Source organism: Hydrogenophaga sedimenti (assembly GCF_051857515.1).
In the GTDB taxonomy this organism is placed as follows: Bacteria; Pseudomonadota; Gammaproteobacteria; order Burkholderiales; family Burkholderiaceae_C; genus Hydrogenophaga.
In genome coordinates, this window is sequence record NZ_JBPZHA010000001.1 from 512,182 (window position 1) to 537,704 (window position 25,523).

At 66.0% G+C, this 25,523-nt stretch carries 20 protein-coding genes; 13 read left to right on the plus strand and 7 right to left on the minus strand.

The genetic code is table 11. From position 1 onward, the window contains the following. Window positions 1–110: 110 nt before the first annotated feature. The 4 genes from ACS5NL_RS02405 to ACS5NL_RS02420 are packed head-to-tail and all read left to right on the plus strand — an operon-like array spanning window position 111 to window position 8,735. A complete protein-coding gene (locus ACS5NL_RS02405; protein WP_439351981.1) occupies window positions 111–3,494 on the plus strand; it encodes a helicase-related protein in 3,384 nt (1,127 codons plus the stop codon). An 8-nt stretch (window positions 3,495–3,502) separates the two neighbouring features. Beyond that, window positions 3,503–7,018 (plus strand): Eco57I restriction-modification methylase domain-containing protein, encoded by a 3,516-nt coding sequence (locus ACS5NL_RS02410; protein WP_439351982.1) that lies wholly within the window; start codon window positions 3,503–3,505, stop codon window positions 7,016–7,018. Beyond that, the gene (locus ACS5NL_RS02415) at window positions 7,015–8,145 is read left to right on the plus strand and encodes an AAA family ATPase (RefSeq protein ID WP_439351983.1); all 1,131 of its coding nucleotides are present in this window, start codon (window positions 7,015–7,017) and stop codon (window positions 8,143–8,145) included. The genes ACS5NL_RS02410 and ACS5NL_RS02415 overlap by 4 nt, the downstream gene beginning before the upstream one ends. Further along, on the plus strand, window positions 8,142–8,735 hold the full coding sequence (locus tag ACS5NL_RS02420; protein WP_439351984.1) for a DUF4276 family protein: 594 nt from the start codon (window positions 8,142–8,144) through the stop codon (window positions 8,733–8,735). The genes ACS5NL_RS02415 and ACS5NL_RS02420 overlap by 4 nt, the downstream gene beginning before the upstream one ends. Window positions 8,736–8,920: 185 nt before the next feature. Here ACS5NL_RS02420 and ACS5NL_RS02425 read toward each other — a convergent pair whose 3' ends face one another. The 3 genes from ACS5NL_RS02425 to ACS5NL_RS02435 form a co-directional block, all read right to left on the minus strand. Then, a complete protein-coding gene (locus ACS5NL_RS02425; protein WP_439351985.1) occupies window positions 8,921–11,128 on the minus strand; it encodes a malate synthase G in 2,208 nt (735 codons plus the stop codon). Window positions 11,129–11,163: 35 nt separating this feature from the next. Then, window positions 11,164–11,862, minus strand: a complete 699-nt coding sequence (locus ACS5NL_RS02430) for a haloacid dehalogenase type II (RefSeq protein ID WP_439351986.1) — start codon at window positions 11,860–11,862, stop codon at window positions 11,164–11,166. 76 nt (window positions 11,863–11,938) lie between these two features. Then, window positions 11,939–12,859, minus strand: a complete 921-nt coding sequence (locus ACS5NL_RS02435; RefSeq protein WP_439351987.1) for a LysR family transcriptional regulator — start codon at window positions 12,857–12,859, stop codon at window positions 11,939–11,941. 123 nt (window positions 12,860–12,982) lie between these two features. On the opposite strand from ACS5NL_RS02435, the gene ACS5NL_RS02440 reads away from it, so the two are divergent. The 5 genes from ACS5NL_RS02440 (at window position 12,983) to ACS5NL_RS02460 (ending at window position 17,503) form a co-directional block, all read left to right on the plus strand. Further along, window positions 12,983–14,203 carry a CaiB/BaiF CoA transferase family protein gene (locus ACS5NL_RS02440; protein ID WP_439351988.1) on the plus strand — a complete coding sequence of 407 codons (1,221 nt, stop codon included), beginning with the start codon at window positions 12,983–12,985 and terminating at the stop codon, window positions 14,201–14,203. A 7-nt stretch (window positions 14,204–14,210) separates the two neighbouring features. Then, on the plus strand, window positions 14,211–15,128 hold the full coding sequence (locus ACS5NL_RS02445; protein WP_439351989.1) for a hydroxymethylglutaryl-CoA lyase: 918 nt from the start codon (window positions 14,211–14,213) through the stop codon (window positions 15,126–15,128). A 113-nt stretch (window positions 15,129–15,241) separates the two neighbouring features. Then, on the plus strand, window positions 15,242–15,628 hold the full coding sequence (locus tag ACS5NL_RS02450; protein WP_439351990.1) for a DUF4189 domain-containing protein: 387 nt from the start codon (window positions 15,242–15,244) through the stop codon (window positions 15,626–15,628). Between the two features lie 83 nt (window positions 15,629–15,711). Then, on the plus strand, window positions 15,712–16,665 hold the full coding sequence (locus ACS5NL_RS02455; RefSeq protein WP_439351991.1) for a LysR family transcriptional regulator: 954 nt from the start codon (window positions 15,712–15,714) through the stop codon (window positions 16,663–16,665). A gap of 61 nt (window positions 16,666–16,726) precedes the next feature. Continuing rightward, window positions 16,727–17,503 (plus strand): S1 family peptidase, encoded by a 777-nt coding sequence (locus tag ACS5NL_RS02460; RefSeq protein WP_439351992.1) that lies wholly within the window; start codon window positions 16,727–16,729, stop codon window positions 17,501–17,503. Here the strand turns inward: ACS5NL_RS02460 and ACS5NL_RS02465 are convergent. Genes ACS5NL_RS02465 through ACS5NL_RS02475 form a run of 3 tightly spaced genes read right to left on the minus strand, consistent with a single transcriptional unit; the run spans window position 17,494 to window position 20,562 of the window. Continuing rightward, window positions 17,494–18,234, minus strand: coding sequence for a carbon-nitrogen hydrolase family protein (locus ACS5NL_RS02465; protein ID WP_439351993.1), 741 nt, complete (start codon window positions 18,232–18,234; stop codon window positions 17,494–17,496). The genes ACS5NL_RS02460 and ACS5NL_RS02465 overlap by 10 nt on opposite strands. A 4-nt stretch (window positions 18,235–18,238) precedes the next feature. Next, a complete protein-coding gene (locus tag ACS5NL_RS02470) occupies window positions 18,239–19,918 on the minus strand; it encodes a flavin monoamine oxidase family protein (RefSeq protein ID WP_439351994.1) in 1,680 nt (559 codons plus the stop codon). 14 nt (window positions 19,919–19,932) lie between these two features. After that, window positions 19,933–20,562, minus strand: a complete 630-nt coding sequence (locus ACS5NL_RS02475; protein ID WP_439351995.1) for a LysE/ArgO family amino acid transporter — start codon at window positions 20,560–20,562, stop codon at window positions 19,933–19,935. A 111-nt stretch (window positions 20,563–20,673) separates the two neighbouring features. On the opposite strand from ACS5NL_RS02475, the gene ACS5NL_RS02480 reads away from it, so the two are divergent. Further along, window positions 20,674–21,579, plus strand: a complete 906-nt coding sequence (locus ACS5NL_RS02480) for an HTH-type transcriptional regulator ArgP (RefSeq protein ID WP_439351996.1) — start codon at window positions 20,674–20,676, stop codon at window positions 21,577–21,579. Window positions 21,580–21,709: 130 nt separating this feature from the next. On the opposite strand, the gene ACS5NL_RS02485 is transcribed toward ACS5NL_RS02480, so the two are convergent. After that, complete coding sequence (locus tag ACS5NL_RS02485; RefSeq protein WP_439351997.1) at window positions 21,710–22,144, minus strand: PsiF family protein; 435 nt, start codon at window positions 22,142–22,144, stop codon at window positions 21,710–21,712. A gap of 146 nt (window positions 22,145–22,290) precedes the next feature. Between ACS5NL_RS02485 and argS the strand changes: the two genes are divergently transcribed. The 3 genes from argS to ACS5NL_RS02500 all read left to right on the plus strand — a co-directional run bounded on the left by argS (window position 22,291) and on the right by ACS5NL_RS02500 (window position 25,402). After that, window positions 22,291–23,964 carry an arginine--tRNA ligase gene (argS, locus tag ACS5NL_RS02490; protein ID WP_439351998.1) on the plus strand — a complete coding sequence of 558 codons (1,674 nt, stop codon included), beginning with the start codon at window positions 22,291–22,293 and terminating at the stop codon, window positions 23,962–23,964. Between the two features lie 14 nt (window positions 23,965–23,978). Beyond that, complete coding sequence (locus tag ACS5NL_RS02495) at window positions 23,979–24,689, plus strand: SPOR domain-containing protein (RefSeq protein ID WP_439351999.1); 711 nt, start codon at window positions 23,979–23,981, stop codon at window positions 24,687–24,689. 74 nt (window positions 24,690–24,763) lie between these two features. Beyond that, complete coding sequence (locus ACS5NL_RS02500; RefSeq protein ID WP_439352000.1) at window positions 24,764–25,402, plus strand: thiol:disulfide interchange protein DsbA/DsbL; 639 nt, start codon at window positions 24,764–24,766, stop codon at window positions 25,400–25,402. The last annotated feature ends 121 nt before the right edge of the window (window positions 25,403–25,523 follow it).

A 25,523-nucleotide genomic window follows, 5' to 3' on the forward strand; every position in this document is an offset into this window, starting at 1 on the left:
GGCGTCTTCGTGTTCCTTTGAGCGGCGAATCTGACGGGGCTTGATTCGCGCGGAGCCAGTCGTCTGAGCAGGCACAATGTGCCGCAGAGGAACAAGACCCTGCGCCATTCATGTCCCGCATCTTCGACAACATTCAACAAGAACTGCTGAAGGCCTTGCGGGCGACCCTCCAGGTCTCCCAGCGTGCCGACTTCTGCATTGGCTATCTCAACCTTCGCGGGTGGCAGGCCATCGACGATCTCGTCACCGGTTGGGACCCTGCCTCCGGTCAGGTGTGCCGGGTCTTGGTGGGCATGCAACGACCACCTCACGACGAAATCCGTGAGCTGTACCGCCAGGCCAATGAAGAAGGCTTGATCGACAACGCCACGGCCAGTCGTCTCAAGGCCCAGTTTGCGGCCCATTTGCGCGAGCAAATCACGTTGGGCATTCCCACCGGACAAGATGAAGCAGGCTTGCGCCGCCTGGCGCGCCAGCTACGCGCTGGCCAAGTGGTGGTCAAGCTGTTCTTGCCCTATCCGCTGCATGCAAAGCTCTACCTGCTGTTTCGTGATGACGTGAACAACCCCATCACCGGGTTTGTGGGTAGCAGCAACCTCACGCTGGCCGGCCTGTCCAAGCACGGCGAATTGAACGTCGATGTGCTCGACCACTTGGGCACTGAAAAGCTGGCCAGTTGGTTCACCGACCGTTGGGGTGATCGGTGGGCGCTGGATGTTTCGGCTGATCTTGCAACGATCATCGAAACCAGCTGGGCGCGGGAAGACGCCATCCCGCCGCACCACATCTACCTGAACATCGCCTACCACCTCAGCACCGAAGCGCGCGCCGGTCTGAGCCAGTTCCGTCTGCCAGCCCGGTTCGAGCAAGAGCTGTTCGAGTTTCAGAAGAGCGCTGTCAAGATCGCTGCACGGCACCTGCACCGGCGTGGCGGCGTGATGATCGGTGACGTGGTCGGCCTGGGAAAAACCATGATGGCCACCGCTCTGGCCCGAATGTTTGAAGACGATCTGGGCTACGAGACGCTCATCATCTGCCCCAAAAACCTGGAACCCATGTGGGAGCGCTACCGAACCGAATACGGCCTGCGCGGCATGGTGTTGCCGGTGTCGCAAGTGACCAAGAAGTTGCCGGACCTCAAGCGCTACCGCTTGGTGCTCATCGACGAAAGCCACAACCTGCGCAACCGCGAAGGCCGCCGCTACAAAGCGATTGCTGACTACATCAAGAGCTGCGATGCGAAGGTGATCCTGCTCACCGCCACGCCCTACAACAAGACCAAGCACGACCTCTCTGCCCAGCTGCGCTTGTTCATCGACGAGAAAGCCAACATCGGCATTCGCCCCGAGCGGCACATGCGCAAATACGGCATCAGCGAAGCCGAGTTCGAACGCAAGAACCAGTGCCGGGTGAACTCCATCCTGGCCATTGAGAAGAGCGAAGAGTTTGACGACTGGCGTGAACTCATTCGCCTTTACATGGTGCGCCGCACCCGCAGCTTCATCATCCAGCACTACACCGAGGCCGACAAACACGGCCGCCGGTACATCGCCGGGCAAGATGGCGAGAAGCGGTACTTTCCGCTGCGCAAACCGTTGTCGGTCACCTTCCCGGTGGACGAGGCAGACCCAGCAGACCGCTATGCGCGCCTCTATTCCACCGAGGTGGTGGACCAGATCAACGCGCTGCACGTGCCGCGTTACGGCCTGGGCTTGTACTTAGACCTAGTCGCAGAAAAGCAGGCCACACCCGCCGAACGAAAGCTGATTGAGAACCTGGGTCGCGCCGGCAAACGCCTCATGGGGTTCTGCCGCACCAACCTGTTCAAGCGGCTGGAGTCCAACGGTTTTTCGTTCCTGCAGTCAATCGATCGGCACGTGCTTCGCAACCAGATCTACCAGTACGCCATTGAAAACGGACTGGACCTCCCGGTGGGCGTGCTGGATGCGGGCCTGCTGGACCTGGAGCGCGTGGACGAGGACGCCGAAGGCCTGGAGGGTGACCCGGAGGATTTGCTGGACGGTCTGTTGGAAGCCGTGGCCGAAGAAGACCACGCGCCCGACGGCATGGCCCGCGCCAAGGCCGTGTATGCCCAATACGCCAAGGAATACAAGCGCCGCTTCAAGTGGATTCGCTCCAGCCTGTTCAAAGCCAAGCTGGCCGAAGATCTGGCGCAAGACACGCAAACCCTGACCGAGCTGTTAAGCAGCCAGGGCGCTTGGGCCGCTGAAAACGACCTCAAGTGGCAGGCCCTGCGCCGCATGCTCACCCAGACACACGCCAAAGACAAGGTACTCATCTTCACCCAGTTCGCCGACACGGCACGCTACCTGGCACGTGAAGCCCGCAAAGCCGGCATCACCCATGTAGAGGTGGCCACCGGCGCCAGCGCTGACCCTTACGCACTGGCCTGCCGCTTCAGCCCCAAGTCCAACAACAAGACCGTGAGCAAGGCCGACGAGGTGCGCGTGCTCATTTGTACCGATGTGCTCTCCGAAGGTCAGAACCTGCAGGACAGCAACGTGGTAGTCAACTTCGATCTTCCCTGGGCCATCATCCGCCTCATCCAGCGAGCTGGCCGTGTGGACAGAATCGGCCAGCGGGCCGAAGAAATCCACTGCTACTCGTTCTTGCCGGCCGACGGTGTGGAGCAGCTCATCCAGCTGCGCTCGCGCATCCGCCAGCGCTTGCAAGAAAACGCCGAAGTCGTGGGCACCGACGAAGCCTTCTTTGAAGACGACGACGCCACCACCATCCGCGATCTGTACACCGAAAAGCAGGGTGTGCTCGACGACAACGACGACGAGGTGGACCTCGCCTCCTACGCCTGGCAAATCTGGAAGCAGGCCACGCAAGACAACCCCGATCTGGCCCGCGCCGTGGAATCGCTCCCGCCCGTGGTGTATTCGGCCAAAGCCTTCGCGCTGGACGAAAGCCGCTTCCCGCTGCTGGGGGCTGACGCAGCCAAAGGCGGCGCACTGGTGTACGTGAAATCACCCGAGGGCAACGACCACCTGGCTTGGGTGGGCACCAACGGCAAGACGGTCACCGAATCGCAGTTCACTGTGTTGCGCGCCGCCGAGTGCGAGCCCGACACCCCCGCCATTGCCAGGCTTGAAAACCACCATGACTTGGTGGCCACCGGCCTGCAGCTCGCCGTGAGCCAGGACAAAGCTGTGGGCGGCGGGCTGGGCCGCCCCAGCAGCCCGCGCCGCCGGGCCTACGAGCGATTGAAGCCCTATGCCACCGAACAGATGCAAACCCTGTTTCGCGACGACGAGCTGGAGCGTGCCCTGGACGACATGTATCAGCGCCCGCTGCTCGAAACCTCGGCCGATCTGCTCAACCGCCTCATGCGCAGCGGCGTGAACGACACTGAGCTGTCTGAAGCAGTAAAGTCGTTGCGCGAAGAAGGGCGGCTGACATACGCCGAAGACGATGCGTCATTGAGGGAGCCGCGAGTGGTGTGCTCCATGGGATTGATTGCTGAATAACGAAGAACATGGCCCAACTCAACTTCCTCGCCTTTGAAGAGCACCTCAAAGCCTTCGACTTCCAGCGCCTGTTTGTGGATGTGCTGGGCTGGAACCGGCCGGCTGCGGGCCGCGACTGGCAGGCCGACCACGCTGGCGACACCGCCTACAGCCACCGCACCGTGGCCGAGCTGGGCGGGGTGGTCGCTCTCCAGGTGGTGGTGGACGGCGGCTGGCCCGACGAAGCCCAGCGACTGAAGGTGTGGAAACACGTGGCCCACAGCCATGCCGAAAACCTGCTCATCTTTACCAACCAGCAGACCAACGCCAGCCAGAGCCAGTGGTACTGGGTCAAGCGCGACAAGCACCCCGAAACCGGCAAACCCCGCCTCACCTCGCGCCGGCACGACTACTTCAAAGGCCAGCCGGTTGACCTGTTCGCTTCCAAGCTGCAGGCCATGGTGGTCGAGCTGTCCGAGCTGGACACGGCGGGCCGACTGCCCGTGCTGGAAGCGGCGCGCCGCATCCAGGCCGCGCTAGACGTGGACAAAACCACCAAGAAGTTTTTCACCGCCTACCAGCAGCAGCACTTGGAGCTGCTCAGCCATATCCAGGGCATCGACAACGAACGCGACAAACGCTGGTACGCCAGCGTGCTGCTCAACCGGCTCATGTTCGTCTGGTTCATGCAGAAGAAGTTTTTTCTGGACGGCGGCAACGCCGACTACCTGCGCACCAAGCTGGCCGAGAGCCAGCAGCGCGGCGCCAACCGGTTTTTTGGCGAATTCCTCAAAGCCCTGTTCTTTGAAGCCTTCGCCAAACCGGCGGCTGATCGCAGCGTAGACGCCAAGGCCCTCACTGGCCAGATCCCTTATCTCAACGGCGGCCTGTTTCTGCCCCACAAGCTGGAGCTGGACGAACAACACGCCATCCGGGTGGGTCGTACCCTGCGCGTGGCCGACGCGGCGTTCGAAGGCATCTTCAAGCTGTTTGCAGACTTCTCCTGGCATCTGGACGACACGCCCCGTGGCGAGGCGGACGAAATCAACCCCGACGTGCTGGGCTACATCTTCGAGAAGTACATCAACCAGAAGGCCTTCGGCGCCTACTACACCCGGCCCGAAATCACCAGCTACCTGGCTGAGCGCAGCATCCACCAGCTGATCCTGGAGCGCATCCACGAGCCCGCCATGCCCGAGCTGGGCCTCAAAGAGGTGAAGTTCGACAGCGTGCCCGACCTGCTGGCCAAGATGGACGCGCGCACCGCGCTGCGGCTGGTCAACCAGGTGCTGCCCAGCATCACCATCCTCGACCCCGCCGTGGGTTCGGGCGCCTTTCTTGTGGCCGCGCTCAAGTGCCTCATCAACGTCTACTACGCCGTGGTCGGCCGGGCCGAGATGGGCGCCAGCAGCGAGTTGAAGAACTGGCTGGCCCTCATCCAGCAAGACCACCCCAGCGTGGGCTACTACATCAAGCGCCGTATCGTCACCGACAACCTCTACGGCGTGGACATCATGGAAGAGGCGTGCGAAATCGCCAAGCTGCGGCTCTTCCTATCCATGGTGTCCAGCGTGCGCCAGGTGGAGCACCTGGAGCCCCTGCCCAACATCGACTTCAACATCCTGCCTGGCAACTCGCTGGTGGGCCTGATGCGGGTGGACGAACACGAGTTCGACGCCAAGTACCGCCAGGGCGACATGTTCCGCAAGAGCTTTCGGGAGCTGGTGGACGAAAAGAACCGGCGCCTCGACAACTACCGGCATGCGGCCGACGCGGTGGGGCGCGATACCGACCTGCGCGCCCTGCGCGATGACATCGACACCGCCCTGCAGGAAGCCAACCAGGTGCTCAACGAGCTGGTGCACGACCGCTTCAGCGAGCTAAACATCAAGTATGAAGAGGCTACCTGGGATGCTGTGGCGAGAGACCTGGGCAAACCCAAGAAGCGGGCTGTCAAACGGGAAGACATCGAAGCCCAGGCACCCTTCCACTGGGGCTACGTGTTCGACGACATCATGCAAAGGCGCGGCGGCTTCGACGTGATCCTGGCCAACCCGCCCTGGGAGGGCTTCAAGCCACAAGCCAAGGAGTACTTTGCGCCCTTCTCGGAGAAGATCAGCAAGAAGAACATGTCCATCAAGGAGTTCGAGGTCGAGCAGGCGCGCCTGTTGCAGTACGAAGACATTCGCGCCGGCTGGCTGGCCTACCAGAGCCGCTTTCCGCACATGAGCGCCTACTTCCGCAGCGCGGCGGACTATCAGTACCAGTCGGCCGTAGTAGGCGGCAAACGCACCGGCTCCGACATCAACCTCTACAAGTTGTTCACCGAGCGCTGCTTTGCCCTGCTGCGCGACGGCGGGCACTGCGGCATCGTCATCCCCAACGGCATTTACAAAGACCTGGGCGCCACCGGCCTGCGCAACATGCTGTTTGACCACGCACAGGTCGATTCCATCATCGCGTTGGCCAACGAGCGCTTCATCTTTGAGGAGGTGGACCACCGCGTCTGCTTCGCCTTCCTCACCTTTGAAAAGGGCGGCAACACGCAGTCCCTGCGCGCCACCTTCCGCATCAACCCGCGCGAAGCCATCGCGGCGGACGACTTCACCAGCTTCGTGGAGAACGCCGACAACTTCATCGAACTCTCGGCCGCGATGATTGGCGCCATGAACGCCGAAACCCGCTCGGTGCTGGAGTTCCGCAGTGCCGCCGACGTGAGCATCGTGGACAAGATGCTGGCGTTTCCCGCGCTGGGCGAAAAGCGGGAAGGCGTGTGGAACCTGAAGCTCACCAACGAGTTCCACATGACCAATGACAGCAAGCTCTTTCACACGGAGCCTGCGGACGGTCGTCTGCCCCTCTATGAGGGTCGCATGATTCACCAGTTCACTTCTGACCAGGCTCCGCCGAAGTACTGGATTGAAGAGACCGAGGGGCGCGCCAGTATCTTGGGTACGAAGGCGAAAACTGCGCCAACCGAGAAGCTGGGCTACGAAAGCGCTCGGTTTGCGTTTCGGGAAATCGCGCGCAGCACCGACGCTCGCACGATGATCGCCTCCATGCTGCCGCCGCGGGTGTTTGCGAATCACAAGTTGATGGTTGGGCGTCCGGAATCGATGAGCGGCCCTGTGGCGCTGTACGTCCTCGGGATCGTCAACTCTGTGACCTTCGACTACTTGATTCGCCAGCAAGTAGCTTCTTCGATATCGATGTATGCCTTCTATCAGATGCCTGTTCCCAGGTTGATGGAGACGGATCTGAAACTGAAAGCGATCAGCGCTAGGGCCGCGCGGTTGGTTTGCACAAGCCCTCCGTTTGACGAACTGGCGAGACAGTGCGGGCTTGAAAGTCACAGGGAAGGTGCCCACGACCCCTCTGGTCGAGCCAGGCTGCGCGCCGAGCTGGACGGACTGGTGGCCCACCTCTTTGGGTTGAACGAGGAAGAACTTGCTCACATCTTCAAGAGTTTCCCGCTGGTTCCTGAGCCAGCCAAAGTCGCAGCGCTGAACGCTTGGCGCGATGTGAAGAAAGGGTTGATTTCATGAGCCTACAAAGCGTCCGCGTGCGCAACTTCAAGGCTGTCGTGGACAGCAAGGCCGTCAAGCTGGGGCCGCTGACTGCCTTCATCGGCAACAACGGGGCCGGCAAGTCGAGCCTTATCGAGGCACTGGAAACCTACCAAGCCATCTTGCGCGATGGGCTGGACGTGGCTATGCAGCGTTGGCTGGGTATTGAGCATGTTCGGCACAAAGGGCAGGAAGCCAAGGAGCGTATGGGTAAAGTGGTCAACGCGATTTCATGGGAAGTCGCTTTGGGCGAGAGCCGGCGCAAGGTAACCCGCTTGGCCATGACGGTGAACAACGATCCTGCAGCTAACCACATGTTCATTGCAAGTGAGCGAGTGACTGGTGTGGACGGCATCTGGGCCGAGCGAGACCAAGCGGCTGGCTTGCAGTCGTACGGACTTGGTCGCTCCATGTTGCCGTATTCATTGAATGAAGACCTCGTGCACGCTGCAGACGAGGTTCTGGCTTGGCAGTTTCTGACCTTGAGCCCCGAGCGAATGGGGTTGCCTGTGCCGCAGCAACGCACCAAAGGTCAGGTGCGACTGGCCAGCGACGGCTCAAACGTGGCGGACTTTCTGTTGGACCTGCGCCGCCAGAGCCCGAATGCGTTTGACGGCATCGTCGAGACCATGGCGTATGTGCTGCCCTACGCCAAAGACATTCAGCCCGCGCTGTCGTCGTCTGAAATCGAGCGCAAGGCCTGGCTGCAGTTGAGCGAAGACACGTACAAGGTGCCCGGCTGGTTGCTCTCCACCGGCACGCTGCGCATGCTGGCGCTGCTGGCTTTGTTGCGTCACCCGAACCCGCCGCCGCTGATCGTGGTGGAGGAGATCGAAAACGGGCTGGACCCGCGCAGCATTCACCTGATCGTGGAAGAGATCCGCAACGCGGTGCTGCCCGGCACCACGCAGGTCATCATCACCACCCATTCGCCGTATCTGCTCGATTTGCTGACGCTGGAGCACCTGGTGGTGGTGGAGCGCGATGCGAAGGGTCACCCGCGTTTCTCTCGACCCGCCGATCACGACAACCTGCAACGATGGGCGCAGGAATTCGCGCCAGGCAAGCTCTACACCATGGGCAGTCTGACGGGGTTGTCCGCATGACCATCGGTTTTGTTTTTGAGTGCGGGCCGCAAGGCGCCGACAAGGCGGTGTGTGAATACCTCGCGGGACAGTTGAAACCGGGCGAGAAGCTCATGTCACGAACCTTGGACAACAAACTCAAGCTGCTGGAAGGTGCGGCGCCTGTTGCCAAGCAGTTGCTGGCAGAGGGATGTCAAAAGGTGCTGATCGTTTGGGATTTGCGGCCTGCTTGGCCAGACAAGAAGGACAAGCCTTGTCGAGCAAAGGAACGCCAGACATTGCTGAAAGGGTTGGCCGACCACGGTCTGGCGAACGCACCGGTTTACCTGGTCTGTGTTGAGCAGGAATTGGAGAGCTGGGTGATCGCCTGTGACCACGCCATCAACGCTTTCTTGTCCACGCCGGCCCACTCCTACAGGGCCAAGCGGGTCAGGAGACCGGACCAAGAGAAGAACCCCAAGTCGGCCATGATGAAGCACTTTCAACAGGCACGAGGATGGAAGTACGAGGACCGAATACACGCGACCCAAGTGCTCAGGGCGGCACCTCTGGACCTGAATCGCTTGCGGTGTTCAGTCAGTTTCGAGCGGTTCGAAGCCAAGCTGCAGTGACGCGGTTCATTATTTTTCGGCTTGGATAATGAAATCCAAAACTCTAAAAAGTCTTTTCAAAACAAAGACTTGTTGACTGGCTCATTATCTTTTGCCTGATTTTTAAGCAAATTGGGCACTCCCTCACCCAAAGAAAACGGCGCCCCACGAGGCGCCGTTTCTGTCTACTCGGCTCGGTGTGACCGTCAGGCAGCCTTCACCTTCAGGCGCCAGGCGTGCAGCAGCGGCTCGGTGTAGCCGCTGGGCTGTTCCTTGCCCTTGAACACCAGGTCCAGCGCGGCCTGGTAGGCCTTGCTGGTCTTCAGGTTGCCGGCCATCGGCTGGTAGAGCTTGTCGCCGGCGTTCTGCTTGTCCACCTTGGCGGCCATGCGCTCATACGTCTCACGCACCTGCTGTTCAGTGACGATGCCGTGGTGCAGCCAGTTGGCCACGTGCTGGCTGCTGATGCGCAGCGTGGCGCGGTCTTCCATCAGGCCGATGTCGTTGATGTCGGGCACCTTGGAGCAGCCCACGCCCTGGTCGACCCAGCGCACCACATAGCCCAGGATGCCCTGGATGTTGTTGTCCAGCTCGGCCTGCTTCTCGGCGGCGCTCCAGTTCGGGTTGCCGCTCACCGGCACGGTCAGCAGGCCGGTGAGGATGTTGTCGCGCTCGGCGCTGGCGTTGATCTTTTCCAGCTCCTTCTGCACGTCGCTCACCAGCACCTGGTGGTAGTGCAGGGCGTGCAGCGTGGCGCCGGTGGGCGAGGGCACCCAGGCGGTGTTGGCGCCGGCCTTGGGGTGGCCGATCTTGACCTTCATCATCTCGGCCATCAGGTCGGGCATGGCCCACATGCCCTTGCCGATCTGCGCCTTGCCGCGCAGGCCGCAGGCCAGGCCGACCAGCACGTTGTTGCGCTCGTAGCTCTGGATCCAGGCGCTGGTCTTCATGTCGCCCTTGCGCACCATCGGGCCGGCCAGCATGGCGGTGTGCATCTCGTCGCCGGTGCGGTCGAGGAAGCCGGTGTTGATGAAGGCCACGCGGCTGGCGGCGGCTTCGATACAGGCCTTCAGGTTGACGGAGGTGCGGCGCTCTTCGTCCATGATGCCCAGCTTGACCGTGCTGTCGGCCAGGCCCAGCACCTTCTCGACGCGGCTGAACAGCTCGCAGGCAAAGGCCACTTCGCGCGGGCCGTGCATCTTGGGCTTGACGATGTAGACCGAGCCCTTGCGCGAGTTGCGGATCGCGTCTTTCTTGCTCTTCTTCAGGTCGTGGATGGCGATGGCGGTGGTGACCATCGCGTCCATGATCCCTTCGGGGATCTCCTTGCCGTCCGCACCCCAGAGGATGGCGGGGTTGGTCATCAGGTGGCCCACGTTGCGCACGAACATGAGCGAGCGGCCGTGCAGACGAACACCCTTCTTGCCGTTGGGTGCCGTGTACTCGCGGTCGGCGTTGAGGCCGCGCGTCAGGGTCTTGCCACCCTTCTCGAACGACTCGACCAGCGTGCCCTGCAGGATGCCCAGCCAGTTGCGGTAGGCCAGCACCTTGTCTTCGGCGTCCACGGCGGCCACGGAGTCTTCCAGGTCCAGGATGGTGGACAGCGCGGCTTCGACCACCAGGTCGCTCACGCCGGCGGCGTCGCTCTTGCCGATGGGGGTGGCGCGGTTGATCTGGATCTCCAGGTGCAGGCCGTTGTGCTGCAGCAGGATCGCGGTCGGCGCCTTGGCCTCGCCCTGGTAACCGATGAACTGGCTCTTGTGTCCCAGCTTGCTGGTGCCGCCTTCGGCCAGGCCGACGACGAGCTCACCGTCCTTGTTGACCTTGTAGCCGGTGGAGCCGAGGTGCGAACCCTTCTTCAGCGGGGCGCAGCGGTCGAGCACGTAGCGCGCGTACTCGATGACCTTGGCGCCGCGCTTGGGGTTGTAGCCGCCCTTCGGGCCGGCCTTGCCGCAGCCCTTGTCTTCGCTGATCACGTCGGTGCCGTAGAGCGCGTCGTACAGGCTGCCCCAGCGCGCGTTGGCGGCGTTGAGCGCGTAGCGCGCGTTCAGGATCGGCACCACCAGCTGCGGGCCGGCCTGGGTGGCCAGCTCGGCGTCCACGTTCTTGGTGGTGGCCTTGACCTTCTTGGGCTCGGGCACCAGGTAGCCGATGGTTTCGAGGAACTTGCGGTAGGCCACCATGTTGGTGATCGGGCCGGGGTTGGCGCTGTGCCAGGTGTCCAGCTCGGTCTGCAGGCGGTCGCGCTCGGCCAGCAGGGCGGCGTTCTTGGGCGCCAGGTCGGCCACGATGCCATCGAAGCCTTTCCAGAAGGTCTCGGCGCTCACGCCGGTGCCGGGCAGGACCTGGTCGTTGATGAACTGGTACAGGTCGGTGGAAACCTGCAGGCCGTGGATGCGGGTGCGTTGCGTCATGGAAGGACTCCGTCGGTTCAAAAGGAAAAAGGAAATCAGTCGAAGAAGGCGAGGACTTCGCGCAGGTGGCTGGCGGTGCGCGTGGGCTGCGTGCCCAGCTCCTCGAAGGGCAGGCCGTGGCGGTTCACCCACAGCGTGCGGTAGCCGAACCAGGTCGCGGCCAGCGCGTCCCAGCCGTTGCTGCTGACGAACACGATCTGCTGGCGCGAGAGGCCGGTGGCCTGCTCGCCCAGCGCGTAGGCGTCGGGGTGGGTCTTGTACTTGCGGATACCGTCGACGCTGATGACGTGGTCGAGCAGGCCGTCGAGCCCGGCGCTGCGCACGGCGATGCCCAGCATCTGCGGCTCGCCGTTGCTCAGGATGCCCGTGGCGATGCCGCGGCTTTTCAGGGCCTGCAGCACCTCGCGGTTCTCGGGGAAGGCCGACAGGTGCCGGTACTGGTTCATCAGCTGCGTGGCCTTGCCCTCGAAGGCGGGCCAGTCGGCGCGCGCGGCCGGCTCGACCAGCTTGATCGCGAAGGCGAGCGCGGCCTGCGTCAGCTCCCAGAACGGGCGGTAGTGCGCGCCGTGGTCGCTGGTGGTCACCAGGCGGGTGTATTCGATCTGCTTGTCGCGCCAGACGGTGGCGAGCCTGTCGCCGCGGCCGGGGAACAGCTGTTCGGCAAGCAGGCCCACGCTGTACACATCGAACAGCGTGCCAAAGGCGTCGAACAGGACCGCACGGGGTTTTTCCATCCCGTCACTGTATTCGATACCTGTCTTCTGATTGATGGGCTAATTTTTGATTTATCTGTGACTTTTTTGAGTGTAATCAGTCGATCGCCGGGGCCGCCTGGAGCGCCAGGTGGTCCCGCAGCAGGCGGGCCGCCGGGGTCAGGTCGTTCTCGTTCCGGAAGCACATCGCAAACCGGCGGTCGGCCCAGTCTTCCTCCAGCGGAATCACGGCCAGCCCGTAGTCCGCGGCGCGGGGGAGCGCCACGTCGACCGGCATCACGCTGACCGCCAGGCGCGCGCGCACCACGTGCAAGGCCGCCTCGAAGTCGGTCACGATCATGCGGTAGCGCAGCGACCGGCCCAGTTCGGCCGCCGCGCGCACCATCAGCGCCTGCACCGCGCTGTCCACCGGCAGGCCCACGTAGTCGCAGTCCAACGCCTGCGCCAGCCGCAGCCGTTCGTGGCCGGCGAGTTCGTGCCCGCGGGGCACCACCAGCCCCAGCCGGTCGCTCCGGTAGGGCACCTGCGCCAGGCCGCCCAGGTCGGCGCCGTGCGGGCTGTGCCAGCAGATCCCCAGCGAGGCCACGCCGTCGCGGATGCCCTGCACCACCTGCGCGCTCGACCGCGCCTCCAGCTCCACGCGGATGCCGCCGTGGGCTGGCTGGGCCAGGAAGGCGGCCACGTCGTCGGCCAGGTGCGCGGCCATCACCGAGGTGGTGGCCAGCAGGCGCACCTGCCCCCGCACCCCGGCGGCGAAAGCCGCCATGTCGCGCTCGATGCGCTGGGCCCCGAGCAACAGCTCCCGCGCGTGCTCGCGCAGGCTCTCGCCGGCCGGCGTCGGCTCCACGCCGTGCCGGCGTCGGGTCAGCAGCGGTGTGCCCAGCCGGGCCTCCAGCTGGGCCACGCGCTTGCTGACCGCGCTGGCGGTCAGGTGGGCCTCGGCGGCGGCGCGGACAATGTTGCGGTGGTCGCAGACGGCCACGAACAGCCGCAGGTTGGTGAGATCGAGGTCGTGCATGGTTTGAGATTTTCCCAAATGGAAAACCATGACGGCAAAAATACCGCTTTGACTGATTTTGGTAAAGCCTAAACTTCCCATCCACCGGGGCAGACACCGAGGCCCCCGGAACGGAGACATTGCATGAACCCCATCGCCGGGGGCCACACGGCCCCTTCCCCCGCGCTGCCCCTCGACGGGTTGCGCGTCGTTGAATTCACCCACATGGTCATGGGGCCGACCTGCGGCATGGTGCTGGCCGACATGGGCGCCGAGACCATCAAGGTCGAGCCGATCGAGGGCGACCGCACCCGCCACCTGCTGGGCTCGGGCGCCGGTTTCTTCCCGCTGTTCAACCGCAACAAGAAGAGCATCGCGATCGACCTGCGCCAGGCCGAGGGCGCCGAGGTGGCGCGCCGCCTGGCCGCCAGCGCCGACGTGGTGGCCGAGAACTTCAAGCCCGGCACCATGGGCAAGTACGGGCTGGACTACGCCGCGCTCTCGCAGGTCAACCCGCGCTGCATCTACATCAGCCTCAAGGGCTTCCTGCCCGGGCCGTACGACCACCGCACCGCGCTGGACGAGGTGGTGCAGATGATGGGTGGCCTTGCCTACATGACCGGCCGGCCGGGCGACCCGCTGCGCGCGGGCACCAGCGTGAACGACATCATGGGCGGCATGTTCGGCGCCATCGGCGCGCTGGGCGCGCTGATCCAGCGCGGCATCACCGGCAAGGGCCAGGAGGTGCAGAGCGCGCTGTTCGAGAACAACGTGTTCCTGGTCGGCCAGCACATGCTGCAGTACGCCATCACCGGAAAGCCCGCTGCACCGATGCCCGAACGCATCTCGGCCTGGGCGGTGTACGACGTGTTCACGGTGAAAGACGGTGAGCAGATCTTCCTGGCCGCGGTCAGCGATCCGCAGTGGGCCACCTTCTGCGATGCGCTGGGTTTCGCCGACCTCAAGGCCGACCCGCAGTACCCCGACAACAACGCCCGCGTGCGGCTGCGGCCGACGCTGCTGCCCATCCTGCGCGAGCGGCTGGCGGCCTGGCGCGCGGCCGATCTGGCGGCGCTGTTCGAAAAGGTGGGGCTGCCGTTCGCGCCGATCCGCAAGCCCGAGGAGCTGTACGACGACGAGCACCTGCTGGCCACCGGCGGCCTGGCCGACATCACCCTGCCCGACGGCGAACGCGCCGGCCAGACCGTCAAGACCACGCTGTTCCCGTTCACGCTGGACGGCCAGCGGCCGGGCGTGCGGCTGGACCCGCCCGCCATGGGCGCGCACACCACCGAGTTGCTGCACGGCCTGGGCTATGGGGCGTCCGACATCCAGCGTCTGCGCCAGCAGGCGGCGGTGGCGTGAGGCCGGCATGAAGACCCCGGACATCCACATCAGCGAAGTCGGTCCGCGCGACGGACTGCAGTCCGTCAAGGCCACCATGCCCACGGCCGACAAGTGCAGCTGGATCAACGCGCTGGCCGCCGCCGGCCTGCGCGAGATCGAGGTCGGCTCCTTCGTGCCCGCGAAGCTGCTGCCGCAGATGGCCGACGTGGCCGAGGTGGTGCGCCACGCCATCACGCTGCCGAGCCTGACCGTGATGGCCCTGGTGCCCAACCGGCGTGGCGCCGAGGCCGCACTGGCCGCGGGCGTGCACAAGCTCACCCTGCCGGTCTCGGCCAGCGAGGCGCATTCGCTGGCCAACGTGCGCAAGACGCGCCAGCAGATGGTCGCAGAGCTGCGCGAAGTGGTCGCGCTGCGCAACGAGGTCGCGCCCGGCGTGCCGGTGGAGGTCGGCCTGTCCACCGCCTTCGGCTGCACGCTGCAGGGCGCGGTGGCCGAAGACGAGGTGATCGCGCTGGCCCTGGCCTGCGTGCAGGCCGGCGTGGACGAGGTCGGCCTGTCCGACACCACCGGCATGGCCAACCCGGCGCAGGTGCGGCGCCTGTTCACCCGCCTGCGCGCCGAGCTGGGCGACCGGGCCGGTGCGGCCCACATGCACAACACGCGCGGCCTGGGTCTGGCCAACTGCCTGGCGGCATACGACGTCGGCGTGCGCAGCTTCGACAGTTCGCTCGGCGGCCTGGGCGGTTGCCCCTACGCGCCCGGCGCCAGCGGCAACGTGGTCACCGAAGACCTGGTCTTCATGTTCGAGGCCATGGGGCTGTCCACCGGTGTCGACATCCCGAAGCTCCTGGCGGCGCGCGAGCCACTCCAGACCGGCCTGCCCGGTGAACCGGTCTACGGCATGACGCCCGAGGCCGGCCTGCCCAGGGGATGGGGCCACTGAGTCACACCTGCTTGCGATCTGGACCAAGACGCGGCTGTCCGGCTGACATAGACTGTTTGCCGTGGCTGCATCCGGCGGTCACCTTGATCAATTGAATCCGGTGGAGGTTTCCCATGAAGAGAGTCTGGACCTGGGGTGCGGCGCTGATGGCTGCGGCGGTGCTCGTGGCCTGCGGTGGTGGCGGTGACAGCAATGGCTACGGCGCGGTCGCGGTCAGCGTGTCGACCAAGAAGCTTGCGATTTCCTCGGAGGCGCTGACCCAGTCGAGCGCCAACGACGCGGCACGGGACAAGTGCGATGCCAGCGACTGCACGGTGATCCTGCAGTTCGAGGAATGCGGGGCTGCCTCGGAAGGGCTGAACGCCAGTGGTGGCTGGGTGATTGCCGCGGGAGCGGGCAACACCGCCTTCGACGCCCAGACGGCGGCCAACAGTGCCTGCTCGGCCAAGGGCGGCACGGGCTGCTCGCCGGTGCCGAACCTCGAAGCCCAGTGCAACTGAGTCGCCGGGCATCACGATTCGGTAAAAGATCCATGGGTTAGATCCGTTGATTGCCTCCTTTTGATGGGGTAATCTGCGGTCCCATGGACAAGCTCAAGCAGCTCGAAACCTTCGCCTCGGTCGCCACGCGCGGCAGCCTCACGGCCGCCGCCAAGGCCGAAGGTGTGGCCCCGGCCATCATCGGCCGGCGGCTGGATGCGCTGGAGGCGCGCCTGGGTGTCAAGCTCATGGTGCGCACCACACGGCGCATCTCGCTGACCCACGAGGGCAGCGCCTTTCTCGAAGACTGCCAGCGACTGCTGACCGACCTGGCCAACGCGGAAGCCAGCGTGAGCGCGGGCGGTGTCAAGGCCTCGGGCCATTTGCGCGTGACCGCGCCGGCCGGTTTCGGTCGCCGCCATGTGGCGCCGCTGGTGCCGCGGTTCCGCGAACTGCATCCCGAAGTCAGTTTCTCGCTCAACCTCAGCGACCGCGTGGTCGATGTGGCGGGCGAGGGCTACGACTGCGCGGTGCGGGTGGGGGACCTGCCCGACTCCTCGCTGGTGAGCGTGCGGCTGGCCGACAACCGGCGCATGTGTGTGGCCGCACCTTCCTATCTGCAGCGGCACGGCCGACCGAGCACGCCGGCCGATCTGGCGCACTTCGACTGCCTGACCCTGTCGTCGGATGCCTCGCAGACGCGGGGCTGGGCGTTTCGCGTGAACCGTGGCGAGGCGGCCGCGGGCGACGCGGGGCCCGCGGACGCCGACATCGTGCACCTGCGCCCCGGCGGCCCGCTGGACTGTTCCGACGGGCAGGTGCTGCGCGAATGGTGCCTGGCGGGTTACGGCATCGCCTGGCGCAGCACCTGGGAGGTCGAGGCCGACATCGCGGCCGGGCGGCTGGAGACCGTCCTGGACGAATTCGCCGCGCCGCCCAACGGCATCTACGCGCTGTTCCCGCAGCGCAAGCACCTGGCGCTGCGGGTGCGGCTGTGGATCGATTTCCTCAAGCACCATTACGCCCAGCCCGATTTCTGGGCCGGTGCCAGGGGCTGATGCCGCCGCCGTTTGGCGCTACATTGCAAACACTTTTGTTGTCTGTTCCAAGGGAGGTTTCATGAAGCGTTGGATTGGCGGGCTGCTGGCCTGCGTGGTGATGGTGGTGCTGGCGGCCTGCGGCGGTGGTGGCAGCGACGCGCCCAGTGCGCAGACCCTGTGCAACAGCATCGGGACCCAGCCCAAGATCTACAACGGCACCGCCTGCGCGCAGCCGGAGGCCTCGTCGGTCATCCTGCTGCAGATGGAGATCGGGGGCTCGCTGTTCCGTTGTTCCGGCACCCTGATCACGCCGACCAAGGTCCTGACGGCGGCGCACTGCCTGCCCGCCGGCACCGGCCAGGTGCTGGCCGGCGCCTGGGGCGCGGATGGTTCGGTGGTGGGCATTCCCGCCAGCAGCTGGAGCGTGCACCCAGGCTTCCAGCGAACGCCGACGGCGCTGATCAACGACGTGGCGGTGATCTTCCTGTCGGCCCCGCTGCCCAATTCCACCATGGGCATCCTGGTCAGCGAGCCTTCGGCCGCCGGTCAGACGGTCTTCATCGCCGGCTGGGGCGAGCCCGGGTTCGACCTGGTCGTCGGTGCGGCGACGCTGGGCCTGGTCGACGGCGTGAGCGTGGGCTACACCTTTGGCGGCAGCGGCGCCAACACCTGCGGCGGCGACTCCGGTGGGCCGGCCTTCCGATCGGTGGGCGGCCGCTCGGGCGTGGTCGGCATCACCTCGACCGGCACCACCGCGAACTGCGGCACCGCGGACAACGCGCTGTTCACCAATGTGCAGGCGGGCTCGGTGATCGATTTCGTCCGTTCGCAGGCACCGGACGCGGCCTACTTCTGACCGCGGGCGCGCAGCGCCGTGACCAGCAGGCTGGCACGGCGCCCCGCGCGCGCCAGGCACGTGCCATCCGGGGCCGCGACCGTGCTGAGCCCACCATAGTGCAGGCCCGGTTCGCGTCCGCACGCGTTGGCATAGGCCACGGCGATGCCGTTGTCGCCGGCCCGCGCGGGCACCATCTGCAAGGGCACCTCGTCGAATTCGCGCATGTTGGCCGTCGGCACCAGCAAGGCGTCCAGCCCCTGCCGCGCCAGCGCTTGCACGGTATCGGGAAACTCCACGTCGTAGCAGATCAGCAGGCCCAGGCGCCAGCCGCGCCAGGCGAACGGTGCCGACGGCACGTCGCCTGCGCTGAACTGCGCACGGTCCATGTCGCCGAAGAGGTGGGTCTTGCGGTGCTGGCCGATGCGCCGCCCGTTGGCGGCGATGCACTGGGTGGCGTTGAACGGGCGGTCGCCGCCCGGGTGCTGTTCCGGGTAGCCGTAGACGATGGCGATGCGGTGGCGGCGCGCGATGCGGGCGACCGCGTGGGCCAGCGGGCCGTCGGCCGGTTCGGCCAGCGCCGCCACGCGCTCGGGCCCGATGGCATAACCGGTCAGGCCCATCTCGGGGCAGACCAGCAGGTCGGCGCCTTGCGCGCGCGCCTGAGCGGCCGTGTCGTCCAGCCCTTGCAGGGCCGCGGCCACGGTGGGTGCGTACGGCGTCTGCCAGAGCGCCAGCGTCAGGTCTTTCATCGTGTCAGTCCGCCAGGGCCACCGGGCCAAGGCTTGGAAACAGTTCGCCCGGCCCGGGGTTGTCGGCCGCGCAGCGCCCGCCCAGCTGGTGGACGATGCCCCAGACCGCGTTCAGCGAGGTCTGCACCGCGCCCTCGACCCACGCCGGCGTGAACGAGATGTCGTCGCCGGCCAGGAAGATGCCGCGCTCGGCGGCGGGCAGCGTGTCCTGCATGAAGTGGCCGTACATGCGCTGGTTGTAGCGGTAGTGGCCGGGCAGGGCGCCCTTGAAGGCGCCGAGGAAATAGGGGTCGGCTTCCCACGAAATCGTGATCGGGTCGCCGACGATGTGGCCGGCGATGTCCACCGTGGGATAGATCTTGCGCAGCGCGTCCAGCGCCAGCTGCACGCGCCGGGCGGGCGGGTGCGGCAGCATCTTGAGCGCGTCGCTCATCCACGCGTAGGAGAGGCACATCACGGCCGGCTGGTCCGGCCCGTGGTCGAACAGGTAGGTGCCACGCGTGAGCCGGTCGGTCAGCGTCATGCTCATCGTGTCGCGGCCGGTGGCGGGGTCCAGGTCCTTCCAGAACGGGCGGTCGACCATCACGAAGGTCTTGCTCGACTGCATGTAGCGGGTGCGGTCCAGCGCCATCCACAGCTTCTGCGAGAACAGCGATTCTTCGACCGCGATCTGCGTGGTCAGCAGCCAGCTTTGGCAGGTCACCAGCACGGCGGGGTAGCGGCGCTCGGTGCCCCAGCTGTCGGTGATGGCCAGCTGGCCGGCGGCTTCGCCCTCTTTCACGCGCCGGATGGCGGTGACGCCCGGCCGCGTGGCGCCACCGTGCAGGCGGGCCAGCGTGGTGCCGGCCGGCCAGTGCGCGATTTGCGCGGGCGCGTGCGCCCACAGACCCAGCGGCACCTGCTGCACGCCGCCCACGATCAGGTGCTGGTCTTCGTCGCAGCCGGTCAGCACCACGCGCAGGATTTCCAGCATGGTGTTGGGAAAGTCCGAGTCCCAGCCGCCGGTGCCGAAGCCGACCTGGCCGAACACCTCGCGGTGGCGGAACGAGAGCTTCGAGAACGCGTCGGACTGCGCGACGAAGTCGTAGAAGGTGCGGTCGTCCCAGAGCGGCACGAGGCGGTCCCACAGCGCCTTCAGCGTCGGCACATCGCGCTGGCGCAGCGCCTGCTGCAGGTCGCCGAAACCCAGCTCTGCCAGCGCGCCCGCCCAGGCCTCGGCCACCTCGGCAAACAGCGGCGGCAGGTCGGCCAGCGTGCGCGCGTAGTGCGTCTGGCCTTCCAGGTCGACCACGGTGCTGCCCGCGGCGGGCGTGAGCGGGTTGGGGAAGGGTTTCGTCTGCAGGCCCAGCAGGTTCACGTAGTGGAAGAAGGCAGTGGATGAGGCCGGGAAGCGCATGCCGCCCAGCTCGGCCACCACGCCCTGGCCGCCTTCGAAGGGTTGCGAGCGCAGGCGCCCGCCCATGCGCGAGGCTTCATAGATGACGGGCTTGAGGCCGAGCTTCATCAGCTCGTAGGCCGCGGTCATGCCGGCCATACCGGCGCCGACGATCGCGACCTCGGTGCCGTGCGCGCTGGCCGGCAGCGTGGCCAGGCCCTGCGGGTGCGCCAGCCAGTCGTCGTAGGCGAAAGGGAAGTCCGGGCCGAAGATGGTGACGGGGGCGTCGGCGGGGCGGGTGGTGGTCATCGCAGCTCCTTCGGTCAGATCAGTCCGGCCAGCAGCCAGGCGGCCGTGCCCCACATCATCAGCGCAACCGCGCCGTCCAGCACACGCCAGATGTGCAGCGAATTCAGCCGGCGTCCGAGCCAGAAGGCGGCGGCGCCCAGCAGCAGGAACCACACCAGCGAGCCGGTGGCGGCGCCCAGGCCGAACACCTTGCTGCCCTGGCCGTAGGCCAGCGAGGCGGTGCCGATCAGCACGGCGGTGTCCAGCCAGGCGTGCGGGTTGAGCCAGGAGAACGCCAGCGCCGACAGGATGGCCTGGCGCTGCGTCACCGGGGCGGGGGTGTGGTGACCCTGGGAGGCCTCGGCGGGCTGGCGCGGATGGAGGAAGCGCTGGAACGCCTGCCAGCCGTACACCCCCAGGAACAGCACACCCGCGCCGACCAGCGCGCCCAGCAGCTTGTCCGACAGGCCGCCGAGCTGGGCCAGACCCAGCACGCCCAGCGAGATCAGCACGACGTCGGCCAGCGCGCAGACGGCCACGGTGAGCCAGAGGTGCTGGCGCTGCAGGCCCATGCGCAGCACATGCGCGTTCTGCGGGCCGATCGCCATGATCAGCGAGAGGCTCAGCACCATGCCGGAGGTGAAGGTGGGAAAAGCGAGGGTCATGGTTCTGGAATCCGTGGAAAGAAGGAATGCGATGGCGGCAGTGTGTGCCTTTCCGGTCTTTTGTTAAATGGATTCAACTTAAAATGAGATCACTCAAGAAATAATTGATTCATGCTAGACGCCCGCCCCCTCGATGCCCTGGCCGCCGTGGTCGAACACGGCGGTTTCGGGCCGGCCGCCCAGGCGCTGAACCTGACCCTGGCGGCGGTGTCGTTGCGCATCAAGTCGCTGGAAGAGCAACTGGGCCAGCGCCTGCTGGTGCGCGGCAAGACGGTGCGTCCGACCGTGGCCGGGCAGGCCTTGCTGGCGCATGTGAAGCAGGTGCGGCTGATGGAGACCGATCTGCTGGCCGGACTGCGCGGCGATGCGGCGCGGGCCGGCGATGGCTGGCAGAGCCTGAGCGTGGCGATCAACGCCGATTCGGTCTCCGGCTGGTTCCTGCCCGGCGTGGCGCCGCTGCTGCAGCGGCACCGCCTGTTGCTGGATGTGGTGATCGACGACCAGGACCACACGCACGCGCTGCTGCGCAGTGGCGATGTGATCGGTTGCGTGACGGCGCTGGCCGAGCCGATGCGCGGCTGCGTGGCCGAACCGCTCGGCGTGGCGCGCTACTGCTGCGTGGCGGCGCCCGAAATGGTCGCGCAGTGCCGCACGCCTTCCGGTGCAGTGTCACCGCACCAGCTGCTGGCCCTGCCGGCCATCATCTTCAACCGCAAGGATGCCTTGCAGGACGCGTTCCTGAAACAGCACTTCGGCCTGAGCCAGCCCAATTACCCGCGCCACTACGCACCGGCGGTGGACGCCTTCGAGAAAGCGATCGAACTGGGACTGGGCTGGGGCATGGTGCCCGAACAGCATCTGCCGGGGCGGCCCGGGATGCAGGAACTGCTGCCGGGCGCGACGGTGGACGTGGCCCTGTACTGGCAACACTGGGCGCGCGAACCGCTGTCGGCACAACGGCTTACACAGGCGGTCAAGGACGCGGCGCACGCCGCACTGCCGCAGAAATCAAACTAGTGGTCTGCACGGCAAGGCGCAGCAGGAGCGAGGTGCCTTGCCCAGTCACACCGCGGAACCGGCTTCGCCGGGCCGCAGGTGTGGTCCCCCCGCGCAGCAGGGGGGAAGCCGCGTCAGCGGCGCAGGGGGGTCAGCCCTTGAGGCAGGTGCTCATGAACTTCTTGCGCTCGTCGCCCTTGAGTGCCTTGGTCTTGGCGTCGGCGTTGCAGGTCTTCATCTTGTTCTGCTGGCTGTTGCCACCGGCGGCGGCTTCATCGCCGGACAGGCAGCCCTTCATGAAGGTCTTGCGCTCGTCGCCCTTGAGGGCCTTGGCCTTCGGGTCGGCGTTGCAGGTCTTCATGCGGTTCTGTTGCTCGGTCGGCTTCTTTTCGGCGGCCGGGGCAGCTGCAGCGGCGGCAGCCGGTGCGGCGGCGGGCGCGGCCGCCGGGGCCTTGGCGGCGGGTGCTGCCGCAGCGGCAGGAGCCGCGGCAGGCGCCTTGGCCGGGGCAGCAGCGGGGGCTGCGGTCTGGGCCATGGCCATGGAAAGGGAACCAGTCAGGGCGATCAGGGTCAGCAGATGTTTCATGTCTTGCCTTTGGGTAGGGATGAGCCCGGGATCGGGCGCAGGCACGATACACCTTTTTTTCTTAAGGCTTTCTGACGGGGCGCCCCGGGTTTTCCAGTGCACCGTCCGGCGGTGTCGGCCCGCCCGCCACCTAAAATCGCTGCCCTATGCTCAAGATCAAACAGGAACTGCTGGCCGGCCTCGCTCATGCGCTGGACCAGCTCACGCCCGGCGCCGGCGACAAGGCCGCCTTCGAATCGCCCAAGGTCGCTGCCCATGGCGACTACGCCATCACGGCCGCCATGCAGCTGGCCAAGCCGCTCAGGCTCAATCCGCGCCAGGTCGGTGAATCGCTCAAGGCCGCACTGCTGGCCCTGCCGGTCTACCAGCAGTGGGTGGCCGACATCGAGATCGCCGGTCCCGGCTTCCTCAACCTGCGCCTGAAGCCCGCGGCCAAGCAGCAGATCGTCAGGGAGGTGCTGGAGGCGGCGCAGGGCTTCGGAGTCCAGCCTTCGAACGGCCAGCGCCTGATGGTCGAGTTCGTCTCCGCCAATCCCACCGGCCCGCTGCACGTGGGCCACGGCCGCCAGGCCGCGCTGGGCGATGCGATCTGCAGCCTCTACAGCACCCAGGGCTGGAACGTCCACCGCGAGTTCTATTACAACGACGCGGGCGTGCAGATCGGCACCCTGGCCACCAGCACCCAGCTGCGCGCCAAGGGCTTCAAGCCGGGCGATGCCGAATGGCCCGAAGCGGCCTACAACGGCGACTACATCCAGGACATCGCCAACGACTTCCTGGCGAAGAAAACGGTGCACGCCGACGACCGCGAATTCACCGCCAGCGGCGACGTGAACGACCTCGACAGCATCCGCCAGTTCGCCGTGGCCTACCTGCGCCACGAACAGGACCTGGACCTGCAGGCCTTCCAGGTCAAGTTCGACCACTACTACCTCGAATCCAGCCTCTACACCAGCGGCCGCGTGGACGCGACGGTGAAGAAACTGGTCGAGGCCGGCAAGACCTACGAGCAGGACGGCGCACTGTGGCTCAAGTCCACCGACTACGGCGACGACAAGGACCGCGTCATGCGCAAGGGCGACGGTTCGTACACCTACTTCGTGCCCGACGTGGCCTACCACATCAGCAAGTGGGAACGCGGTTTCAGCAAGGTCATCAACATCCAGGGCACCGACCACCACGGCACGATTGCGCGGGTGCGCGCCGGCCTGCAGGCCGCGGGCGTGGGCATCCCCGAGGGCTACCCCGACTACGTGCTGCACACCATGGTGCGTGTGGTGCGTGGGGGCGAAGAGGTCAAGATCAGCAAGCGCGCGGGCAGCTACGTGACCCTGCGCGACCTGATCGAATGGACCAGCAAGGACGCGGTGCGCTTCTTCCTGCTGTCCCGCAAGCCCGACACCGAATACACCTTCGACGTCGATCTGGCGGTGCAGAAGAACAACGACAACCCGGTCTATTACGTGCAGTACGCCCATGCGCGCATCTGCTCGGTGCTGGCTTCGTGGGGCGGTGACGCGGCCACGCTGGCGGGTGTCGACCTGTCGCCGCTGGACTCGCCGGCCGCGCAGTCGCTGATGCTGCTGCTGGCCAAGTACCCGGCCATGCTGACCTCGGCGGCCACCGACTTCGCGCCGCACGATGTGACCTTCTACCTGCGCGAACTCGCCGCCGCGTACCACAGCTACTACGACGCCGAGCGCATCCTGGTGGACGACGAAGCGGTCAAGCTGGCGCGCCTGGCGCTGGTCCGGGCGACCGCGCAGGTGTTGCACAATGGCTTGGCAGTGCTGGGCGTGAGTGCCCCGCAGAAGATGTGAGATCCCCCGATTCCATGAAAAAACTTCTTTCTCAGGCGCAAGCGCAAGGCGGCGGAACCCTGGTCGGCTTCGTGGTCGGCCTGCTCATCGGTCTGGGCCTGGCCCTGTCGGTGGCGGTGTACGTGACCCGCGTGCCGGTGCCGTTCGTGGACCGGGGCGTGACGCGCAAGCCGGCCGAAGATGCCGCCGAGGCCGAACGCAACAAGGGCTGGAACCCGAACGCCGGGCTGGTCAACAAGGCTCCGCCACTGCCCACGCCGCCGGCTCCCGCCGCGACCACGGAGACCGAGGCCGCTGCCGTGGCCAAGGATGGCAAGGACAACAAGGACGGGAAAGACGCCGCCAAGCCCGACGCAGCCAAGCCCGATGCCGCCAAGGATGGCAAGGACACCGCGTCTGCCAAGCCGGGTGCCGACCCGCTGGGCGATCTGGTGAAGGCCAAGACCGGTGCGCCGGGTGCCGATCCGGCACCGGCCGCGGGTGCCGATCCGTTCAGCTACTTTGTCCAGGCCGGCGCCTTCAAGTCGCCCGAAGAGGCGCAGGCGCAGAAGGCGCGCCTGGCCATGCTGGGCATGGAGGCCTCGATCACCGAACGCGAGCAGAACGGGCGTCAGGTGTACCGGGTCCGCATGGGGCCCTTCAACCAGAAGGGCATGGCCGACGCGACGCGGGAGCAGCTCGAAACCAATGGCGTCGAAGCCGCGCTGGTGCGGGTGCAGCGCTGAGCCTGCGCCGGCCCCGGGGGAACTTTTCCCGGTCGGGCGAGCCTGAACCGGGTCTTTTCAAGGAGTTTGAATCCATGCAACGTCGAGAATTTTCCCGCGGCCTGATGGCCGCCGGTGCCGCCGCCGCGGCGGGTCTGGGCCTGTCGCCCGCCCTGGCCCAGCGCGTGGCCTTCAAGGAAGGCACGGACTACACCAGGCTGGCCAAGCCGGCGCCCACCGACAGCCCGGCGGGCCAGGTCGAAGTGGTCGAGTTCTTCGCCTACAGCTGCATCCACTGCTTCAATTTCGAGCCGGTGTTCAGCGAGTGGATCAAGAAGCAGCCGCCGCATGTGACCGTGCGCCGCATGCCGGTGGCCTTCAACCAGAACTTCGTGCCGATGCAGCGCCTGTACTTCACGCTCGAGGCCATGGGCCTGCTGGAGCAGCTGCACGGCAAGGTGTTCAAGGCGTACCACGAAGAGCGCCTGCCGCTGACCACGACCCCGGCCATCCTGGCCTGGGTGGAGAAACAGGGCGTCAACCGCGAGAAGTTCACTGCCATCTACGACGGCGCGGCCGTCAAGTCGGCCCAGAAGGCCGTCGGCCTGCAGGACGCCTACCAGGTCGAGGGCACGCCGGCCCTGGGCATCGCCGGGCGTTTCTACATCCCCGGCCAGGGTCCCAAGACCCTGCTGGTGGCCGATTCGCTGATCGCCGAGGCCCGCAAGGGCTGATCGTCGGTCCGCCGGCACCGCACAAGGCCCGCCCTGCGCGGGCCTTGCCGTTTCCGGACAGGAATCGTCTCTTGTCAAGGGCACGAATTGCGCTTGGCACCGCTACAATGAATGCAAGATC